This window comes from Dethiosulfatarculus sandiegensis, from assembly GCF_000931935.2.
In the GTDB taxonomy this organism is placed as follows: Bacteria; Desulfobacterota; Desulfarculia; order Desulfarculales; family Desulfarculaceae; genus Dethiosulfatarculus; species Dethiosulfatarculus sandiegensis.
The window spans coordinates 53338-73998 of sequence record NZ_AZAC01000019.1; the positions used below are offsets into that span (position 1 = coordinate 53338).

At 51.2% G+C, this 20661-nt stretch carries 11 protein-coding genes; 10 read left to right on the forward strand and 1 reads right to left on the reverse strand.

The window, feature by feature from the left end; genetic code table 11:
* Positions 1–61 precede the first annotated feature (61 nt).
* Positions 62–3280 (reverse strand): tetratricopeptide repeat protein, encoded by a 3219-nt coding sequence (locus X474_RS14350; RefSeq protein ID WP_052515232.1) that lies wholly within the window; start codon positions 3278–3280, stop codon positions 62–64.
* 853 nt (positions 3281–4133) lie between these two features.
* Between X474_RS14350 and X474_RS14355 the strand changes: the two genes are divergently transcribed.
* The 10 genes from X474_RS14355 (at position 4134) to X474_RS14410 (ending at position 20657) form a co-directional block, all read left to right on the forward strand.
* Positions 4134–5636, forward strand: coding sequence for a methyl-accepting chemotaxis protein (locus X474_RS14355; RefSeq protein WP_052515233.1), 1503 nt, complete (start codon positions 4134–4136; stop codon positions 5634–5636).
* A 736-nt stretch (positions 5637–6372) separates the two neighbouring features.
* A complete protein-coding gene (locus X474_RS14365; protein WP_156360773.1) occupies positions 6373–7383 on the forward strand; it encodes a helix-turn-helix domain-containing protein in 1011 nt (336 codons plus the stop codon).
* Between the two features lie 166 nt (positions 7384–7549).
* Positions 7550–8839, forward strand: a complete 1290-nt coding sequence (locus X474_RS14370; protein WP_156360774.1) for an MFS transporter — start codon at positions 7550–7552, stop codon at positions 8837–8839.
* A gap of 30 nt (positions 8840–8869) precedes the next feature.
* Positions 8870–10939 carry a TonB-dependent receptor gene (locus X474_RS14375; protein ID WP_044349874.1) on the forward strand — a complete coding sequence of 690 codons (2070 nt, stop codon included), beginning with the start codon at positions 8870–8872 and terminating at the stop codon, positions 10937–10939.
* A 59-nt stretch (positions 10940–10998) separates the two neighbouring features.
* Complete coding sequence (locus X474_RS14380; RefSeq protein WP_044349875.1) at positions 10999–11742, forward strand: FmdE family protein; 744 nt, start codon at positions 10999–11001, stop codon at positions 11740–11742.
* Between the two features lie 155 nt (positions 11743–11897).
* Positions 11898–12422, forward strand: a complete 525-nt coding sequence (locus X474_RS14385) for a class I SAM-dependent methyltransferase (protein WP_197282115.1) — start codon at positions 11898–11900, stop codon at positions 12420–12422.
* 57 nt (positions 12423–12479) lie between these two features.
* Positions 12480–13055 carry a tRNA (N6-threonylcarbamoyladenosine(37)-N6)-methyltransferase TrmO gene (tsaA, locus tag X474_RS14390; protein ID WP_044349878.1) on the forward strand — a complete coding sequence of 192 codons (576 nt, stop codon included), beginning with the start codon at positions 12480–12482 and terminating at the stop codon, positions 13053–13055.
* 904 nt (positions 13056–13959) lie between these two features.
* On the forward strand, positions 13960–18156 hold the full coding sequence (locus X474_RS14395) for an autotransporter outer membrane beta-barrel domain-containing protein (protein ID WP_044349879.1): 4197 nt from the start codon (positions 13960–13962) through the stop codon (positions 18154–18156).
* An 810-nt stretch (positions 18157–18966) separates the two neighbouring features.
* Positions 18967–19875, forward strand: coding sequence for a hydroxymethylglutaryl-CoA lyase (locus X474_RS14405; RefSeq protein ID WP_044349881.1), 909 nt, complete (start codon positions 18967–18969; stop codon positions 19873–19875).
* On the forward strand, positions 19872–20657 hold the full coding sequence (locus X474_RS14410) for an IclR family transcriptional regulator (protein WP_052515235.1): 786 nt from the start codon (positions 19872–19874) through the stop codon (positions 20655–20657). The genes X474_RS14405 and X474_RS14410 overlap by 4 nt, the downstream gene beginning before the upstream one ends.
* The last annotated feature ends 4 nt before the right edge of the window (positions 20658–20661 follow it).

The window sequence follows — 20661 nt, forward strand, 5'->3', positions numbered from 1 at the left end:
GATTTTAGCCGCCGCTGGAGACAGCGGCGGCTTTTTTTTGGGGGGGGAGAGGTTGGTTTGCTTAAGGGTTCTGTTCCTGCTTCAAGTCCTCTAATACCTCAATTATCGGTGACAAAGTCTTCTGATCCGGCTCAATTCCGGCTGCCTGGTAGGCATTATTGTAATCTCCTATTAAAGCGGCCATGAGTTGCCCATGGAGTTGGGGATTTAAAAGGAATAAACGTTCAAGTTTAGTTATTCCCAAAAGGAATGATTCAATCGCTTTCCCATCTTGGCCTGCTTCTTTTAAGGCGTTGCCCCTTGCACCGCAACTCAGGGCCAAATCTGGTTCAAAGGCATCAGGATGCTTCACGGCAAGGCGCTCACGAATCTCCACAGCCCTAAGGCTGGCCTCCAATGCTTCCTCACGGCGGCCAAGGGCGCTATAATCATTACCTAAATTATTCAAGCTCTTGCCCAAATCTGGTTCAAAGGCCTCAGGATGCTTCACGGCAAGGCGCTCATAAATATCCACAGCCCTCTGGCTGGCCTCAAGGGCTGCCTCATGAAGGCCAAGGGCGCTATAATCATTACCTAAATTATTCAAGCTCTTGCCCAAATCTGGTTCAAAGGCCTCAGGATGCTTCACGGCAAGGCGCTCACGAATCTCCACCGCCCTCTGGCTGGCCTCAAGGGCTGCCTCATGACGGCCAAGGGCGTTATAGCAATGACCCAGGTTGTTCAAGCTCAGGGCCAAATCTGGTTCAAAGGCATCAGGATGCTTTTGGGCAAGGCGCTCATAAATCTCCACAGCACTAAGGTTGGCCTCAAGGGCTGCCTCATGAAGGCCAAGGGCGCTATAATCCATACCCAAATTATTCAAGCTCATGGCCAGGTCTGGTTCAAAGGAATCAGGATGCTTCACGGCAAGGCGATCATAAATATCCACAGCCCTCTGGCTGGCCTCAAGGGCTGCCTCATGAAGGCCAAGGGCGCTATAATCCATACCCAAATTATTCAAGCTGCCGGCCAGGTCTGGTTCAAAGGAATCAGGATGCTTCACGGCAAGGCGATCATAAATATCCACAGCACTAAGGCTGGCCTCAAGGGCTTCCTCACGGCGGCCAAGGGCGCTATAGCGATTACCCAGGTTGTTCAAGCTGCGGGCCAGGTCTGGTTCAAAGGCCTCAGGATGCTTCACGGCAAGACGCTCATAAATATCCACAGCACTAAGGCTGGCCTCAAGGGCTTCCTCACGACGGCCAAGGGCGCTATAGCGATTACCCAGGTTGTTCAAGCTGCTGGCCAGGTCTGGTTCAAAGGAATCAGGATGCTTCACCGTAAGGCGCTCATAAATCTCCACAGCACTAAGGCTGGCCTCAAAGGCTTCCTCACGGCGGCCAAGGGCATCATAACTGTATCCAAGATTATTAAAAATACGGCCTCTTTCGGGTAATGCTTCTTCTTCCTGTTTTATCAACCTAAGTAAAGCCTTGTATAAAACCGCCAATATCTTCCGATAAGCAACCGATGCCTTCCCCGCCAATTTTTCAACTGCGTACAATTCTTCTGCAGACCGACCGGGAACAAACTCAAGCAGCCAATCTTCAATTACATCCAACTTTTCCAGGTAATAAAGGTCAACCACAGCGCGTAGCAGCCTGCCCCAGGCCTCTGTTCCAGACAGCGCCACTATCCTGGCCAGCAATTCCTGGATATGAGCTGGTCTTTCCTGCAGAATGGTTACGGAAAAGGCGGCGGCCAAGATATCCGGCTGCATGGGGGAGATGCCGCCCGCCTCTTGGCCCAAAAGGCTTTTCATGGCCTCGCACAATTCACCGGGCTGGATGTTGGGGTAGCCGCAGTCTTTTGCATCCTGTTCAAGCAGGTTCATCCATTCGCTGCTATCCACAGGTTGGGGGCCGGTGAAGTTTAGCAGGGCCACAGCCCTTTCCAGGCAGATTCTGAACGATGCGTCTGGGTGGATTTTTCTAATAAACTCCCGTTCCCGCTCCACCGCATTTTTGATCAAATCATCCATGGTCCAGTGATGCAGGCCCAGGGCATCGCCTGTTTCACAGGCATGGATAGCCGCCATCTGCACAAAAAGGGGACGCATCTGGGTGGCTTCCCGAAAATGGGCCCTGGAGTCATCATCAAAGCCAGGTATTGGGGGCGGAGTTTTGCCTGTGATCTCCTGCCAGCGCTTAAAGGAGAGGCTTAAAATATCCTGTAGGGTCTCATCAGCCGAGTCGTTCACCGGGGCATATAGCTCTCTGGGCAACACAAGGGAGAATTGCAGGTCTTGCTTTTGCGCCCCTTCGCCTGCGCTGAGCAAGGTTTTCAGCCAGCCGTCATCCATTGCGCCCTGGCGTTCCAAGAGCAACAGCCTAACCCGCACCGGCTCTTCTTCCTGCCCATCTGCATCAGCCAGGCGAACGCAGCGCAACAAAAGTTTTTTTAAGGGCTCGGTCTTTTGGGCCGCATAATCCACTATCAAAAAGGTGTCAACAAAGGGCCGCCATTTCTTAAACCCCGGATTACTGACCAGGCTCTCCAGGCTCTCAGCCCTGAGAAACCCGGCATGCCAGCCTGCCTGTTCCCGGCTTTTGGCAAACTCATGGGCCAGCCTAGTCTTGCCAATGCCGCCGTCACCTGTAAGAAAAGTCCAGAGAAAGGGATCTGAACTTTCAGCAAGTTCACCAAGGCTCTCAAGCTCCTTGTCACGGCCTTTCAGGGGGATGAAATCATTATAGGGATGCAACCAAAAACTGGGGGGACGACCTGCCAATTCCTTGGGTTTATCAATATCCAGGGTCACCTCTGCGCCGAGGTCCCCCAGGGCCAGGCTGATCTGCTCCAATTGGGCAAGCTCGGTGATCCATACCTTGTTCTGTTCGCTGAACCTGGCCCAGTCTTTTTCATCTATATCCTGTGGTTTTTGGGTCAGATTTTTAAGGGCTTTATCCTTGGCCATGGTTGGCCTGAACCTGTAGGCCAGCCATATGCTGATGTGTTGGGCTATTTTCTCGTATTTACTGGAATAGGCCTCAAGGGATTGGTGCAGGTGCTTGGCGCTGCGTTTAGCCACCCCACCAACCAGCTTACCCAAGGAGGGAATCAGAATCTTGGCAACCAGCTTGGCCTTATATCCCTCAAGGCCCATCTCCTCCCGCAAAAACGCCTCTATGAGCTGGTCTCTTTCCTTGGAATCCCACAGAAATTTCAACGCCTCCTGGCGCTCTGATTCAGGAATCAGCTCAACCACCTCGGCTTCCATATCAGCAACCAAGTCGACCATTACAGCCTCCGCTGTTTCAGGTGGGATCAAGGCAAGTCATATCTTCCGGGGCGATAATTCCCAACAGGGGGACAGTGATCAATTTATAGCCCTATTAAAAACCGGGAGTCAAGGTCAAGGCGTATTTGAGAGACCCTCCGAACCGACAGATCCCCATAGCTGTTTCGGTTATCCTGACCTGCCACCTTTTCCAAGGTTTGGCTTTTCCCGGAGCGGCGATTGGATGCAACCATTGACACCCCCAAATTGCATTCTTAAAGATGCTCGCAAAACCGCCATAATAAAATTCGATTACCCAAGGCGTTATCCATGGCCTGTAGGTTTGAGTTATCGATACCTGGGATCTAAAAATAATAGGTAGCCATGCCAAGCAGAGGGAGGAGAGAAAATGCCTCGGCATTTTTATTTTGCCTTAGTTTTTAGATTAGTGATTTCTCAATGTACCCCCGGTCATGGCCATGTTAAAGCTGAGCAAAAAGCTTCTTGCCCTCTTGCGGAACGAAATAGACATACAAGGGAACCAGCCCTCTTTTTCTTCAACCGATCAGAGGGAACCAGCCTCCATATCACATCATTTGATACATTATAATTTATTATCTCCATAAGCTTAGTAAATTTAAATATCAAACTTTTTATGGAAATTTCCTATGAGACCGTCCCAATAAGGTTAATTTTATCAAAGCAAAACGTATTACCTTTTTTCAAAACAGGCTTTAAAATTTTTATTTATTTTCTTGTTTTTATCCCTATGAATTAAAGAAAAAAAAGAGCAGTATTAACCTATATGCTTGGGGAGAGATATAATAACAACTAGAGGATTTTAGATATTTACCCCTTGGGTGTGAGGTTGAAAATGGCTGTGTTGAGCAACTTAAAAGTCGGCGGAAAACTGGTTCTTTCTTTTGTAATTATGATTATCTTCATGGTCATAATAGGTTTAACCGGCGTTAAAGGAACCCATGAAATCCAACAGAATCTGGAAATCATTTTTGCTGAACGGCTCCCTTGTTCTGATTACTTATTACAAGCCGATCGAGATTTGCAACAGCTTCTTATAGCCGAACGAACCCTGATGTTTACGGACTCGAAAAGTGATGAGTTCAATCTACTTCTCAAGGAATATGAATTAAACTTAAACCAGGCGAATGACCGCTGGAACAAATATAAGGCCTTGGCCTCCACTGAAGCGGAAAAGGCAACTTTCCCAAAATATCAAGCGGCCCGGCAGGAATGGGCTAAAATATCCCGGAAAGTCCTGGAGCTGCGAAAATCAAATAAAAAAGACGATCAAAAGCTCGCTCAAAAGCTGAGTTTGGGCGAGGCAAAACAAAAATTCGAGGCCATGCGGGATCATCTTGACAAGCTCCAGGATCTTAACCTTGAAATAATCCAGTCCGAACACAAAAAGGCCTCGGAATCATATCGCTCCCAACTGATCAGCCTGCTTATCATATTGGCCTTGGGCATCTTGGCCGGGATCGGCTTGAGCCTGGGCATTGGCAGAAGCATTACCAAATCATTACGCGGGGTGATCAAAAATCTTCATAATATCTCAGACCAAGTCTTCGCGGCCTCGGAGCAGACAGCCGGGGCCGGGCATTCATTGGCAGAGGCCTCGGCAGAGCAGGCCGCATCGTTGGAGGAAACCTCCGCATCCTTGGAGGAAATGGACTCCATGACAAGGCAGAATTCCGATAACGCCCAACAAGCGGACAACCGCATGGGAGAGGTGACCAATATTGTAGGCAAGGCTAATACCGCCATGGGTGAGCTGAAGACGGCCATGACGGAAATAGACAAAGCTTCCGATGAGACTGCAAGCATCATAAAGACCATAGATAACATTGCCTTTCAAACGAATTTGCTGGCCTTAAATGCGGCGGTGGAAGCGGCCCGCGCCGGGATTCACGGCGCAGGATTTGCCGTGGTGGCCGATGAGGTCCGCTCCCTGGCCATGCGCACGGCCGAGGCGGCTCACAACACTCAGAATCTTATTGCGGATAATATGAAAATTATCAAAAACGGAACTGAATTGGTTTCTACAACCGACGATGCTTTTGGTGAAGTGGCTCAGAGCGCATCCAAGGCGGTTGAGCTTGTGAGCGAGATCGCCGTGGGAAATAAAGAACAGTCCCAGGGAATTGAGCAGGTGAATATTGCCGTTGTCGGGATGAATAAGGTGACCCAGAGTTTGGCCGCCAATGCCGAGGAATCCGCCGCCGGGGCTGAGGAGCTGAGAGCCCAGGCCAAAAACATGATAGCGTTGGTCGCAAATCTGGAATCATTGGTGGGCGGGGTGTCCACACGGAGAAAAACCTCGTCAAAGGGGCAAAAGACCATACCGTTTAAAGGTTAATTTGACCATTAATACCAATGAATTTTACCCTTTATTAAAAGGGCGCCCACCGGGGCGGCACCAAGAACCGCAAATTTCGGTGCGGTTGCCGCCCCGGTTCAGTAAGCACTATTGGGGTTAAATCAACTTATAGGGCTTGGCGGGCTTGATATTTAAGAAGACTTGGTTCGCCAAGCCTTCGGGGGTGCCGGCATTCAAACGGATTTCCTCCAGATATCCACCCGGATGACAGGCGGATTGATTACAGAATCAAAAGGCTCTTTTAGAGTCGAACACAGGACGCCACAAAGTGGAGGCGCGGTTGAAATCGGGCTTTCTGGAATTGCCCAAGCGAATCAAGCCCATAAGTTAGTTAAAAGCCAAATCCTGCCGCTATCTTGCGCAATCACAAAAAACAATGCGAGCCGTTGCTAATTACCCTCCCCCTTCTCCGCCGCCCTTGGCCGCATTGACTATAATTTTCGCTTCTTATATAATCCTTTCAATTCACCAAACGAATTGGGAATTTTCTATTTAACAACAAACCGCCTCTTGGGGCGCCAAGTTTCCCTTTGAAGCTTAGCTCATTGAAGAGCCTTCCGGGCCTCAAGTAATAATACGAATTAATTTCGGTCACGAAGACCACCTTTCCGTTTTTGGACAGGTGGTCTTTTTTTGGCTCATGGGCAACAAGCCATATGAACACGGTTAACTTTGGCCAGGTTTGAGCTATCCCCTGCGCCTCGGGAGAGGATAAGTGATCAGGTGTATTAATTCCATTGGAACCAGCGAGATCCCTCCTGTCCATGGGGCCCTGAGTGACGGCATCTCTGTTCTCGCTGAGCGCCGGGAGAGGCCTTTCCACGAGGAGATCAAATTCAACCCGGGCCATTTTATGACAATAACCCGTCAAACCCGGGGCGAGAGCCTTAAGATGTCTTTTGACCAGGACCAGGCTCCGGTGTGTTTCTGCTACAACCTCGCCCAAAAGGCCCGCTGCACCGTGTTGGTCGGCGGTGATAACAAAATAGCCTTTGAGCGCAAGGCCGGTGACGGCGTGCTGGCCTACCTTCCCCAAAGCCGCGGCATTCTGGAATCCACCAGCGGCGAGAACGTACTGGGCATATCCCTTTACTTCCCGGTTGAAGCATTCATGGAGATGTTCGGTATAAGTAAAAAGCTGATGAATCTTATGCGCACCTGGCCCAATCAAGGCGGCCACACCCCGGCCTTTTATCATCAATCCCGGTTTGACTCGGAAACCAGGTTGGCGCTTTGGCAAATTCTGCAGTGCCCTTTTACCGGAAAAGCCCGCGAATTATTCATGGAGGCAAAGACACTTGAATTGGTGGCGCTCAAGCTGGCCGAATTGGACCCCAAGAGCTGTATGGAAACCGACGAACCCCGGGGGCGTATAATGCAACAGGCGCGCCAGGCGCATCAGATCCTGGTTGAGCGCATGGCGGATCCCCCGGACCTGAACCATCTCAGCCGCATGGTGGGCCTCAACCGAAACAAGCTCAACACCAGCTTTAAAAAGATTTACGGCGACACCGTTTTCAACATCCTGCGCAACGCAAGGCTTACCAAGGCCTGCTCTCTTTTGCAGCACACCGAATTGAGCCTGGTTGAGATAGCCTTTTCCATTGGCTATAACAGCCAAGCCAACTTCACCACCGCTTTCAGACGCCATTTTGGCCAATCGCCGAACATGGTGCGCAAATTTGGTTTATCCAAGCCCGTAACAAAACCGATTTCCCTGAGTTAAGACCTATTCTGCAAAAAAAGTGCATTTCTCAAAAACAGCCGTGCGCCGTTCATAATACAACTCCGCCTTTTTAGCCTATCACTCATGCAAGATCCCCGTTTCCTGCCGCCTGAAGCACGGGAGCAGGAGCCTATTGCATTTCAACCGGAACATAACAGGTTTAGTGATGAAGGCTTTTCCCTTAACGAGCATCCACGATAAATTGGTTTCCAGCACCTCGCACAAGTTATCTCTTCTCCTGGTGATGTACCTGTCGCAGAGAATTTTCCTGTGCTTTTCCTGGACCCTTTTCCCCATTGTTCTGCGCCGGAACGGGGCGAGCCTCAGCCTCATCGGTTTTTCAGCCCTGGTCTATTGCCCTTGGGCACTGAAATTCATCTATGCCTCACTAATCGACCGCACCAAAGGCAGGCGCTTGGGGCGCAGAAAAAGCTGGATAATCCCCTTATTGGGCATCTCGGCCCTGACAATGCTGTTTCTGGCCTTTTTATCTCCTGAAGGCAATCTGGGCCTGATTTTAGCTGTGGTCACTCTGCTTAATTTTGCCTTTTCCACCATTGATATAGCTGTTGATGGATATGCCACGGATATTCTGGAGCCAAAGGAGCGGCCCTGGGGAAACACAATTCAGACCATAGGATATGTGGTGGGCTATATGCTGGGCTCCGGCGTGTTTTTAATCGTCTATCAGCACGCCGGGTGGCAGGCCACGGTGCTCATAATGACCCTGATACAGCTTATTTTGATGGTGCCGATATTTTTGCACCAAGAACTTCCCGCCATTTACCCCGCCAAGACCGGCATTCAAAATCAGCTGAAGGCAGACGTCAAACCAAAAGTGTGGCCTTTATTAAAGCAGAAAAACACGCTTTGGTTCTTTTTGTTCGCCGGATTATTGATAGTGATGGACCAGGGCGGTCTGCAGCTCAGGCTGCCCATGTTGGTCGATATAGGCCTGGACCCCGCCGGGTTTGGGCGGCTTAACATCTGGTTCGGCTCACCTTTATGCATTGTCGGCGCCACCCTGGGCGGCGCGCTTCTCTCCAAATTGAACGAGAGGCCGGTTTGCGTTCTTTATTGTCTGGGCGCAGCCGGCCTTAGTCTTTTCTCGGCTTATATCTCCCAAGGCGTATCTGAAAGCACCCGGCTCATAGCGGTGATGATCGGAACTGAAAAGCTCATGGCGGGCATAATCATCACCTTTATTTCAAGCATCATCATGAATATCAGCGTGGGTCCCCAATCAGCCACCAATTACGCGGTTCTGACCAGCATGGTCCAGCTCGTGCAACTGGCGGTCATGCCCGCAGCCGGTGTGATCTGCGACATGATCGGCTACTTCCATCTATATATCTTCCTGGCCCTGTTCGGAGTCACAACCCTTTTCATCGGAGATTACATTTTACGAAAACGCCTGATGAACATTAACGTTTTCAATAGTGACATAGCTGATTGAATCTAAACTATGAACGCCATGGAGCCTTTTATGCGTAACAAAACCCGGCTGACTATTTTGGTAATGATCTTGTCAATCTGTGCGCAAAACACCATAACCTGGGCGAACACCCACAATTTGGAGGAAATTTCGGTTACCGCTCAAAAATATGAACAAGACCCGCAAAGCGTACCCATAAGCCTTGATCATTTTTCGGAAGTGCAACTGGAAGATTCTAAAATAAACAACTTATTTGATCTTCTCACCTTCAGCCCCAACACCCACATGTTGGAAAGGTCTTGCGAGCATATTGTGGTGATCAGGGGAATATCGCCTTTCCGGGGCTGCACCTACTCGCCGGCCGCATTTTATGTGGACGAGGTGAGCTATCCTTTGCATTACATGCAAAACATAGAACTGTTTGAGCTGGAGCGCGCGGAAATACTGAAAGGCCCCCAGGGCACCCTGTATGGCCGCAACGCCGAGTCCGGGGTTATCAGCCTTTTCACCAAACAGCCCGGAAACCAGGTAAAAGGCAACATATCGGCCGATTATGGAAATTACAACACCCTCCGCACAATTGCCGGTGTCAGCGGCCCGGTTATCGAAGACAAACTCTTCTTGGGCCTGTCTGGAATGTACTATTCCACCAACGGTTATGTTGAAAACATAGCCAATGGAGATGACAAGGCAGCCGATAAAAACAGAGCCTCCGGCCGGGCCAATCTGCGCTGGACGCCCTCGGAATCCTGGGACATATCACTCCTGGCCGATTTTATAACCGCAGATGATCATGGCGGCGAGTCCCGCGTGTTATCCGGGCCGATGGCCACCGAACCTCACAAAAACCGCAGAGACACAGACGCTTTTTTACGGCAGGACTGGAACAGCCAGACTCTGCGGGCCAAATACACCACCGACACCGTCAAAGTGGTGTCCGTCACCAACACGCTTTATCAAACCCTGGAAAAAGTCAACGACGCCGACCTGTGGGACAACCCCGGGATGAAAGCCATTAATCCCATTGATATGACCGAAAGGCAGTACAGCCAGGAGTTGCGGGTTTCCTCTACCTATGACAGCCCTTTGCAATGGCTTTTGGGGGCCTACGGATTTATCGAGGACTCACATTTTGATTACCGCTATGAAGTCCTTTCCGCCAACAGTATCTACATGCGCCCGGTGACCGATGTCGACACCAACGGCTATGCCTTTTTCGGCCAGGCCACCTACACCATGTTCGACAAACTTCATCTCACCCTTGGTCTTCGTTTTGACCACCAAAGCATGGAAGGCGACCTGCGCGATGACGTAAAAAAGGTCCGCTACAGTAAAGACCTTGAGTTCAACGAAGTGTTGCCCAAGATGTCATTATCTTATGACATTGACCCCGACGTCATGGTCTATGCCTCGGCGGCCAAGGGATATATGGTGGGCGGCTACAACTGGGGCCTGACCGGAACCATCGATACTTTCTGTTTTGATCCAGAATACACCTGGAACTACGAGGTGGGGGTGAAATCCAAATGGCTCGACAATAAACTTATGGCCAATCTGTCTGTTTTTTATATCTCCATTGACGATAAACAGGTCTCGGAATTGCACCCCACCATAGCAGCCACCACCATAACCAACGCGGCCGAAGCGACCTCAAAGGGCTTCGAGTTCCAGTTGCAGGCGAAACCGCTATCCTGTCTGGATATATTCGGCGGTTTTGGATACACCGAGGCCACATTCGACAAGTTCAACGCCACGGTGTGGAACAGCACCGGCACAGCCCTTACAACCAAAAATTATGAGGGGAACCACCTCACATATGCACCGAAATACACCTACAACTTCGGCGCGCAATACACAGCTGATTCGGGAATCTTTGCGCGGGCAGACTTTTTAGGCACCGGCCCGTTTTTTGGGGACGCCGCCAACAAGGCCGAGCAAAGTTCCTACATGACCGTGAACCTTCAACTGGGATATAAAACCAACACCCTTGACTTTGTCCTGTGGATGAAAAACGCATTTGATGAGGAATACCTGACCTTCCTCAGCCCGTTCAGGCAGTCTATGGTGGGCATCGACGGTCCTCCTCAAACCTTCGGCGCAAGTTTGACTTATCGCTTTTAGCCGATGACGGCTCCACGGAGAACCGCTCCGGCAAAATCAATTAAAAGGAGAAATCGCAAATGATTGCATCAAACACAATACTCGGCGACTCCCGCGCAACGGACTTGCTGGAAGATCCGCGACATGAATTCGGCAAGGCCATTCTGGAAAAAGACCTGGCAGCGTGCCTGTTGAAAACAGCGGAAATACACGGGCATTATTGTCCGGGCAGCGCCATGGGAGTCATGGCTTCGGTCTGGGGCCTTTCCCAACTCGGCCTGGATTCCTCCCAGTCGGACGGGCTGGAAGAACTCATGGCAATCGTTGAGATAAACGCCTGCTTCACAGACGGGGTCCAGGCGGTCTCCGGATGCACCCTGGGCAACAACGCTCTGGTCCTGCGGGACTATGGCAAACACGCCGTCACCTTCACTGTGCGCGGAAGCGACTCCGGTGTGCGGGTGCGGGTGCGGCCCGACTTTCAGAGCCAAATCGCCCAGGCGGTGCCGGAGTTTTATCCCCTTCTGGAAAAAGTCATAATCAAACGCGAGGGCGGCCAGGAGGCGGCCGACACCTTCAAGGCCACGGCGCGCAAAGCGGCATTCACCATACTTGAAATGCCGTTTGAGCAGCTCTTGATCTCCCAAAAGGTCACTCCGGAACTGCCGGATTACGCCCCCATCACCGAAAGCCATATCTGCCCGGCCTGCGGAGAGCAGGTCATGGCCAGCAAAGTCGTTAAAGATGGCGACAATAAAGGGCTTTGCTATGCCTGTGCCAAGCATAAATCCGGCCAGATTGACGGACGCGGCATAGTGATCTGAGGATCAGGCAAACAGACGAAATTCCCCAAACCAAGGTTGACAACGCCAAACATATGGATTGGTCAAGGTTACAAGGAGCGAAATAGATGCATGCTAAAAAAGAACCGCAGCGGTGCGGGCATGCAAGACATGGACGCGGGCCCAGCAGTTATTGGATGCACGATCCCGGACAGGTCTTCGCAGAACTTAAACTAAAACCCGGAGACTGTTTTCTGGACCTGGGATGCGGACCTGGAGATTATTCTCTCCAGGCCTCCAAGCTGGTTGGCGATTCAGGCCTGGTTTTCGCCCTGGATAAGCAGCAGGAAAGCATGGAGCAACTAAAGGAAAAAACCGCAGCTCAAGGGTGCTCCTATATCCATGCAATGGAAGCCAACATCTTAGCCCCCTTGCCACTAACCAATGCTTGTGTTGATGTCTGTTTTCTGTGTACGGTTCTGCACGTTCCTCAAGTGCAAAAAGCCGGAGCTGAATTGTTCAAGGAAGTTCGCCGTGTGCTGAAGCCCGGCGGCCGTTTGGCGATCATCGAATGTAAAAAGGGAGATCAACAGTTCGGGCCGCCGATCCATATGCGTCTTTCTCCTGAGGAAATAGACGAAGCCCTGGATGAACACGGTTTTTTAAGAATCAGCCTGGCTGATCTGGGGTTGAACTATATGGTGCAATACGCGGTTCAATAGCCCTTTCAAAAGGTGACGGCGCTAGTTTCTATTAGACGGACGATCGTAACAAGGAAGATGAAATTGTCTGAAAAACAAACCAATTCTCATGCGAATCGACAAGGTCCGGAAATGGTGCTGACCCCCGTGGGCGCCATAACAAACACGACAAAAGAACCCTTTCTAAAGGCGGAAGAATCCGGCCTTAAGATGCGGGGCAAACTTGATGATGTCGCAAAGGTGGTGCACGAAGCACAACATGGTTTATCCGAGATAACCATAAATGATGAGTTGGGCGACATCTTGGACGGCATAGACGATTATTCTCACCTTGTGGTGTTGTATTGGGGCCACAAGGTCCCCGGGTCCGGCCGATCCCTGAAAAAGATTCACCCCATGGGCAGAGAAGATGTACCCTTGATGGGGATCTTCTCCACCTGCAGTCCGGCTCGGCCCAACCCCATCCTCATGACCGTCGTCAAGGTGTGTGAACGAAAAGGCAACACCCTCATCGTATCCGGCCTCGACGCCATCGACGGTTCGCCCGTGCTTGACATCAAACCCTATGTCAAAAGCTTCTATCCACAAAAAGAGATTATGATAGCCGATTGGATGCAGCAGCTGTTAGAGGAAATGGCTGAAGACGAAAGTTAACCTTGCATGGCCCGGCCCCTAACCTGCGTAGTGAGTTGGTCGCGTGTCCTCCACTTTTCCAACCACGGTTTTGCCCGGGCCGCAGTAAAGCGGCCCGGGCAAAACACCACCATGGCAAGGGCCGGGCCATTGCTAAAAAAATCGGATAATCTCAAAAATACACAGTAGTTGGCATCAAAACGATTAATAGATCCCGCCCGCCATACCACCAGATATAGGCCAACTTGGTTAAAGCCACCGGCCTCGAGCGTGCCGGTCTGCCCAGTTTAAGAAAAAGGCAAAAAATGTCTTAACGGGTTTCCTTATCACCAAGCAGCCAAGGACCTGGAACAGATTTGCCAATACATATCCAGCCCCGTCTTCCCGCAAAAAGACAGATCACTATTAAGCTAAACTTAACCAACTCTGTAAAACCTCTCCCAATTACACACACAATTGGCATATCCAGACTCGGGCTATCCACATATTCCAGGGCCGGCGGATATTTATAATGTCGATAGATGATAACCACGGCGAAATTCTGTTCTTTTGCCAAAGACGACTGCCGGAAAACAGTGGCCTTTCAAAGACGGTTCGCACTTTCAGAACCTTTTTTAATTCTAACCTCCCAATAAACCGGCAGGCAACTCATGCTATTTATTGATTTTATTTAACCTAACAGGTAGCCTATTACATTTTATTAATGCTTTTTAATATAGATATAGGGTATAAACGTACAACTATTTACTTAGTCGTTAACCTCTTATTGTATTGCCTAGTTTGATAATTACAGACAGCGTTTAATTTACATTAATCCGGAACAAAAACTCTATCTCGATTTTTTTACAAAGATTTGAATTGTTAAACATCAACTCAAGCAGCACTGAAATCATCTGAACCGCAACGCCTATTCCAAGGGGGAGAAATGCGTCTGCACTCATATCTTATTGCCTCCGCGTCAATCCTTTTCATACTGGCAACCCCGAACCCGGCCCTTTCCGCAGACCTTGTCAATAACGCCACCATCACCGGTGACTGGACCGGCACCAGTGATCCGGACACCATGACCAACCAGGCCGCCGGAAATGTAACCGACGATATTATTGCCAATGACAACAGCGCGGACAACGCAAGCGGCGGCGGGAACACCGTCAACAACTACGGCTCGGTGGGCGATGAAATAGACGGCAGCTATAACAATGGCCTCAACTCAAGCGGCGGCGAAAACACCATCTTAAACTATGGCAATGTAGACCAAAAGATTTTAGGCAGCTCAAGTTACGGCAAAAACGCCAAGGGCGGGAACAACACCATTACCAATGCAGCCACTGGCGTGGTGGGTGATTTCATAGCGGGCAGCGCTAATGAAGGTGAAGGCGCAAGCGGCGGCGGAAACACCATTATCAACCATGGAACGATCAACCTGACCGGCATCCACGGCAGCTTAAATGGCGGCAAGAACTCAAGCGGCGGAAGCAACTATATAGTAAACACCAAAGAAGCCGGGTCGTTCATTGACGGCAGCATGAACGCCGGAGTCAATTCCAGCGGTGGAAGCAACACAATAAAAAACTCCGGTTCAGTGAAATATATCTATGGTTCCTATAATGCCAACTCAGGCGCCACAGGCGGCGGAAATACTATCTACAACTCAGGCGAGGTGGGAGCTTATATATATGGAACCTCCAACGTAGGCGACAATTCAAGCGGAAGCTCCAACAAGATCATCAATCAATCCACCGGCTCGGTTCAAGTCATCTACGGCGCCAAAAACGAGGGCGGCAACACAAGCGGCGGCAACAACCTCATATACAACTACGGAACCGTCAGCAACACCATTTGCGGCCTTTTCAGCAGCGGAGCCAACTCAAGCGGCGGTGCAAACACCATCTACAACTACGGCACAGTGGGAAACGACATATACGGCGATTACAGCATGGCATTCACCACCGGCGGCGGCAACAACTTCATATATAACCACGGAATTGTGGCCGATGACATCTATGGCAGCAATAACAGATCAGCAGGAGTCCAGGGGGGCTCAAACACCATCGTAAACTACCGGACCGTGGGCGACGGCAGCACAACAGACAGCAATATCTACGGCTCCCGCAACATGAGCGAAAACAGCGGCGGCGGAGGAAACACCATCTTGAACTCAGGCAGTGTGCTTGATGATATTTACGGCTCCAAAAACGAAGCCAAAAACACCAAAGGCGGTGAAAACAACATAACCAGCTCAGGGACCGTGGGCGGCTCGATCTACGGCAGTCTGAACGAGGGTGAAGGAGCGGACGGCGGCGGAAACACCATTACAAACTCGGGAACCGTGGGCGGCTCAATCTACGGCAGTCAAAATATCGGCGACAACTCCACTTCCACCGCCAACACTATTACGAACTCGGGTACTGTGAGCGGCTCAATCTACGGCGGTTACAACATTGGCGTCTACAGCACCTCCGCCGGAAACACCATTACAAACTCGGGAACCGTAAACGGCGACATCTGGGGTTCTTGCAACAGTAACTATGGCGCCAGGGGCGGGGACGACCACATCACCAACAGCGGAACAGTGGGCGGCTCAATCTACGCCGAAGACGGCGACGACACCGTGATCATGGAATCCGGCCCGGAAACCGTGGGAGGTGTTATCGACGGCGGGTCCGGAATCGACACCTTTGGAGTGCGAAGCGGAACCTGGCTCAGCACCAGGGTAGACAACTTTGAAAAGCTGGACATCAACGCCACCGGAAACCTCACCCTGCTCCAATCCTGGGACGCGGGCAGCGCCACCGTCAGGGTGAGTGGCGGCAAACTGACCGTGAGCGACTCCCTTAACGCGGGTGGACTGACCATCAACAGCGGATCGGCGGTTATCAACGGCCAGACAACCATCAGCGGCGGCGTGGGCAACATGGGGAGCCTTACCGTTAGCTCAGGCGGAACATTAAACGCAGAAACCCTCACCAACTCAGGCACGACAACCATAGGCGGCACTGCTTCCATCGCAGGAGATGTCAATAATACGGGTAACTTCAGCGTAAACTCGGGCGGAACATTAAGCGCCGAAACCCTGACCAATTCAGGCACGGCAACTATTGGCGGCACGGCTTCCATCGCAGGAGATGCCAACAATACGGGTAACTTCAGCGTAAACTCGGGCGGAACATTAAGCGCCGAAACCCTCATCAACTCAGGCGCGGCAACTATTGGCGGCACGGCTTCCATCTCAGGGGATGCCAATAACACACGCAACCTGACCGTTAACTCGGGCGGAACATTAAGCGCCGAAACCCTCATCAACTCAGGCACAGCAACTATTGGCGGCACGGCTTCCATCTCAGGGGATGCCAATAACACAGGCAACCTGACCGTCAGCTCGGGCGGAACATTAAGTGCGAAAAGCTTCACCAGCAGAGGGACGGCTGTTATCAAAGGCTCGGCAGCCATAGGCGGCCGGGTCGCAAACAGCGGCTATCTGAATGTTGGCGGCAGGTTAAGCGCCGGAAGCATGGGCAACTCGGGCACGGCGGTCATAGGCGGCACTACCTCCATCTCAGGAAACGCAAGCAACACAGGCAGCCTGAATGTCAACGGTCTGCTCAAAAGCGCCGGGCTTAACAACTCGGGCCTGCTAAGCGGCTCGGGCCTGATCCGCGCGGAGGTTTACAACACGGGCGTCATCAGCCCGGGCAACTCCATCGGCACCCTCAATATAATCGGTTCATTGAAATTTACAGAGGGTTCAAGATTAATCGCCGAGCTTGACAGCCAAGGCCGGAGTGACCAGATAGCCGTTACCGGCGCGGTGACAATAGACGGCGGAACCATCGTAACCAACATTTCCCGCGCTCTTTACAAAAACAATTTTTCCTGGAAACTCATCACAGCCACAGACGGGGTGAACGGAGTCTTTGACACAATTGACGACAGGCTGGAGTCAGCGGTGCTGAGCCTTGGCCAGCAAAATAACGGCGACACCCTGAGCCTGGTGCTCAACCGCAAATCCTACGCCGATTTCGCCAAGGGCGGTGCGGCCGACACCGGCCGTGGAATGGACTCCCTGGTCTCCCTGGCCTCGGGCAATATGGAAAACCTGCTTCTGGCCATGGACTTTGATATGGACGCGGCCCAGATAGAGCAGGTGCTGAACAGCCTGAATCCCGAGATGTACCTGGCCTTCAGCGCGGCCTCGCTCAAGGCGGGCGGCCTTTTCGACAGCTCCCTGGGCCTGCGTATGCGGGAGCTTAGCCGGGAGCGGGCCTTTACCGCAGATGACCAGCCAAAGCAAGCCTGGAACGTTTGGGGCCGGGCCCTGGGCCTGTGGGCGGACCAGGAACAGGTGGACTATCACCTGGGCTTTGGCCAATCCACCGGCGGCGGGGTGATGGGTGCGGATTACGCCTTTAATCAATGGCTTTTGCTGGGCTTGGCAGGCGGCGTCACCCAAAGCCGCCTATCCTGGACCCGGGGCAATTACGCAGGCGACATTGAAGCCGCGCACACCGGGTTCTACGCCCAGACCGGCTTTGGCGCGGGCTACGCCCGGTTAACCGCCTCCTATACCCGTCTGAAAAACAGCGCCTCCCGGCAGATCAATCTTGCAGGCGGCAACACCAAGGCGACATCTGAATTTGACGGAGATCTTTTCGCCTCCGGCCTGGCCCTGGGCTATCAGGTTCGCCTGGGTGAATGGCTGCTGGAACCGCTGGCGGGCCTTGACTACCAGGCCTTAAAGGAGGAAGGCTTCTCGGAATCCGGGGCTGGTTATCTTAATACTGACGTGGCGGAGCGCAACACAGACTCGCTTATGACCAGCCTTGGCCTCAGCGCCTCACGGATGTTTTGCATGCAAGGCTATGAGATCCTGCCCCGGCTGGGGATTTCCTGGCGGCATCAGCTCCGCGACGATCAACCCTCTTTGGACGCGGCCTTCACCGGCTACCAAACAACCCCCTTCACGGTCTACGGCGCGAATTTTCCCGAAGACCTGCTGCTCGCAGAGGCTGGAGTGAGCCTGACCATAAAACCTGGGCTTGATTTCTTTGCCGACTACAGCCTGGCTTGGGCCGACGACTATCAGGCTCAGTCCCTAACTGCGGGGCTTATGATCAGCTTCTGATTCCCGCTTTATTCCGGCGGAAGGCCGCACCAGCTGTTTCAGGACGTCAAGAAACGGGATAAAGGCGGGACAGATTGGTAGATTGACGGCACAAGTTGTCAAGTTTGCCCGAAAATCGAAATAACAAAGGCCCTGCCGGTTTTAAGCGGCAGGGCCTTTACCTGTTTTTAGCCGGCTCTATTTTGGGGGCGATGCGGGATTCGAGCTCACAGCCTTAGGCTCCCCATGCCAACGCTTATACATATAACTTAAAATAGTTAGATGTCCTGGTCCGTAATTGCTTCCGAGAGATATTCTGCCTTTCCTATATTTTTTCAAAGCCCTTTACAATCAAAAAGCCGAGCGGAAATCGGCGGCAGAACAGATTGCCCATAACCGGCTGATCCTGAAAAATTAAGCTTATTCCCCGCAAAATTATCCTCGCTTGGAAAATGAGGCATTGGTCATTGGACCGGCCTCGGGTTTGTTGTATACGGATTGCAAGAGGATAAAAAACCCTCTTATTTCCGCCTGAAGAGACCATGAATTTTGTGCGTAAAATGGTAAGGCACAAAAATACTCCGCAAAAAAGCTCTAATATTTATAAAATTATAAAAACAAAATCCTTTAGAAATTAACAACCATAAAAACTAAAAAAATTATATGGTTACGGCCTCAGTTCACCTCCAAGACAAAACCCAAAAAAAACTAAAAAGTAAATCCTGCCTCCATTTTCTCCTGAAATGGGCTTGACACAGAGTTTCATAATTTGTTTGAATGGCTACAGTATAAACGTAACGGCTATCTAGTAGCCACATCGCGAGAAATTAAATGCCCCATGTAATTCTTGAAGACGAAACCTTAAGAGACGGTCTGCAGCCTGAGCCCACCATAATTTCCACCACGGAAAAGGCTGAACTTTTCTACGGTTTACTGGAAGCAGGGTTAAAACGCGTCCAGTTGGGCAGTTTTGTTCATCCCAAATATGTGCCCCAAATGGCAGATGCCGACCAACTTGTAAAAATGTTGAGCTCCGAACAGAACGCAGTTTTGTTAACCGGCCTCATATTGAACCGTAGAGGTTTGGAAAGAGCCCAAGCATGTGGTTTAAAGCACTTAAGCATGTCTGTTTCGGCTTCTAACGAGCATTCTTTGAGAAACGTAAAAAAAACGGCTTCAGACGCTCTTAATGAAATGACAACCCTCATAAAAGAAGCCCATGTAGCCCAAATCACAGTCAGAGCCGGCTTACAATGCGCTTTTGGCTGTGTTTATCAGGGCAAGATTGAGGAGAAAACCATCCTGACAAGCCTTTTGGGGTTGGCAAAGGCAGGTGCGACTGAGCTTAATCTTGCCGACACCACCGGCATGGCGAATCCCAAGGCTGTTTTCGAGCTTGTGACCAAAGTAAGGCAAGAATTGCCGGATCATCGGATTTCGCTTCATCTCCACGACACCAGAGGTTTGGGCCTGGCCAATATGTACGAGGGCTACATGGCAGGCGTACGCATCTTTGACGTGGCCTTGGGTGGCTTAGGCGGCTGCCCCTTTGTAAAAGGCGCGGCAGGCAACATACCCACAGAAGACGCGGTTAATCTTTTTGAGCAAATGGGAATAAATACCGGGATTAATCTCGACATCCTCTGCAACATGGTGCAAAGACTAAAAAGCCTTTTGGGCCGCGACTTACCCGGCCGCATGTGCCATGTGCTCAAAACCCTAAATGGATGTCGAAAATGACCCCCAACACCAAACAAGCCGAAAGACATGTGGAAGCGGTCTTGGCCGCCATTGAAATGTTGGATTGCTTTCAAAATCAACCCCACCTGACCACCAAGGAGCTAATGGACCTGACCGGGTTCACCCGCAACCGCGTAACCCGCTTGGCCGGAACCTTGGAGCATAAAAACTACCTGATCTCAGACCCGTCAAACGGCAGCTACAGCTTAGGCCCCAGGGTCATGATCTTAGGCAAGGTCTATGAAAGAAGCCAATCACTATTGACTTTGGCAAGACCGATCCTAAAGGAGCTTGTGGCCCAAACAGGTGAATGCGCTTCTTTATATGTGCGTGAGGGCTTGGAAAGAGTAGTCATGGCCAGAGAAGAAGGCACCCGCTTGCTGCGATTTTCGGTGACTGAGGGTCAGCGCATGGAAATACACGCCGGAGCGGGCGGTAAGGTGCTTTTGGCCTTTGCCCCCAAAAACGTTCAAGAGCGTTTATTTAAGCAAACCGAACTTAAAAAACTCACAAAAAGCACTATCAGTGATCCCCAAAAACTCAAAAAGGAGCTTGAACAAATAAGAGAAGCCAAAATCGCAGTGAGCCTTGCCGAGCGTTCCAATGAGGCAGGAGCCATAGCCGGCCCGGTTTTTGATCAAAACCATCGTCTGGTGGGGGCCTTGGCCTTGGCGGGCCCTGCCGCGCGCATAGCAAATCTCATCGAAACAAATGGAAAACAAATAATCACTAAAGCCGCGCAGAAACTTTCCGCCCAATTAGGGCACTCAAAAAAAACCTAGGAGG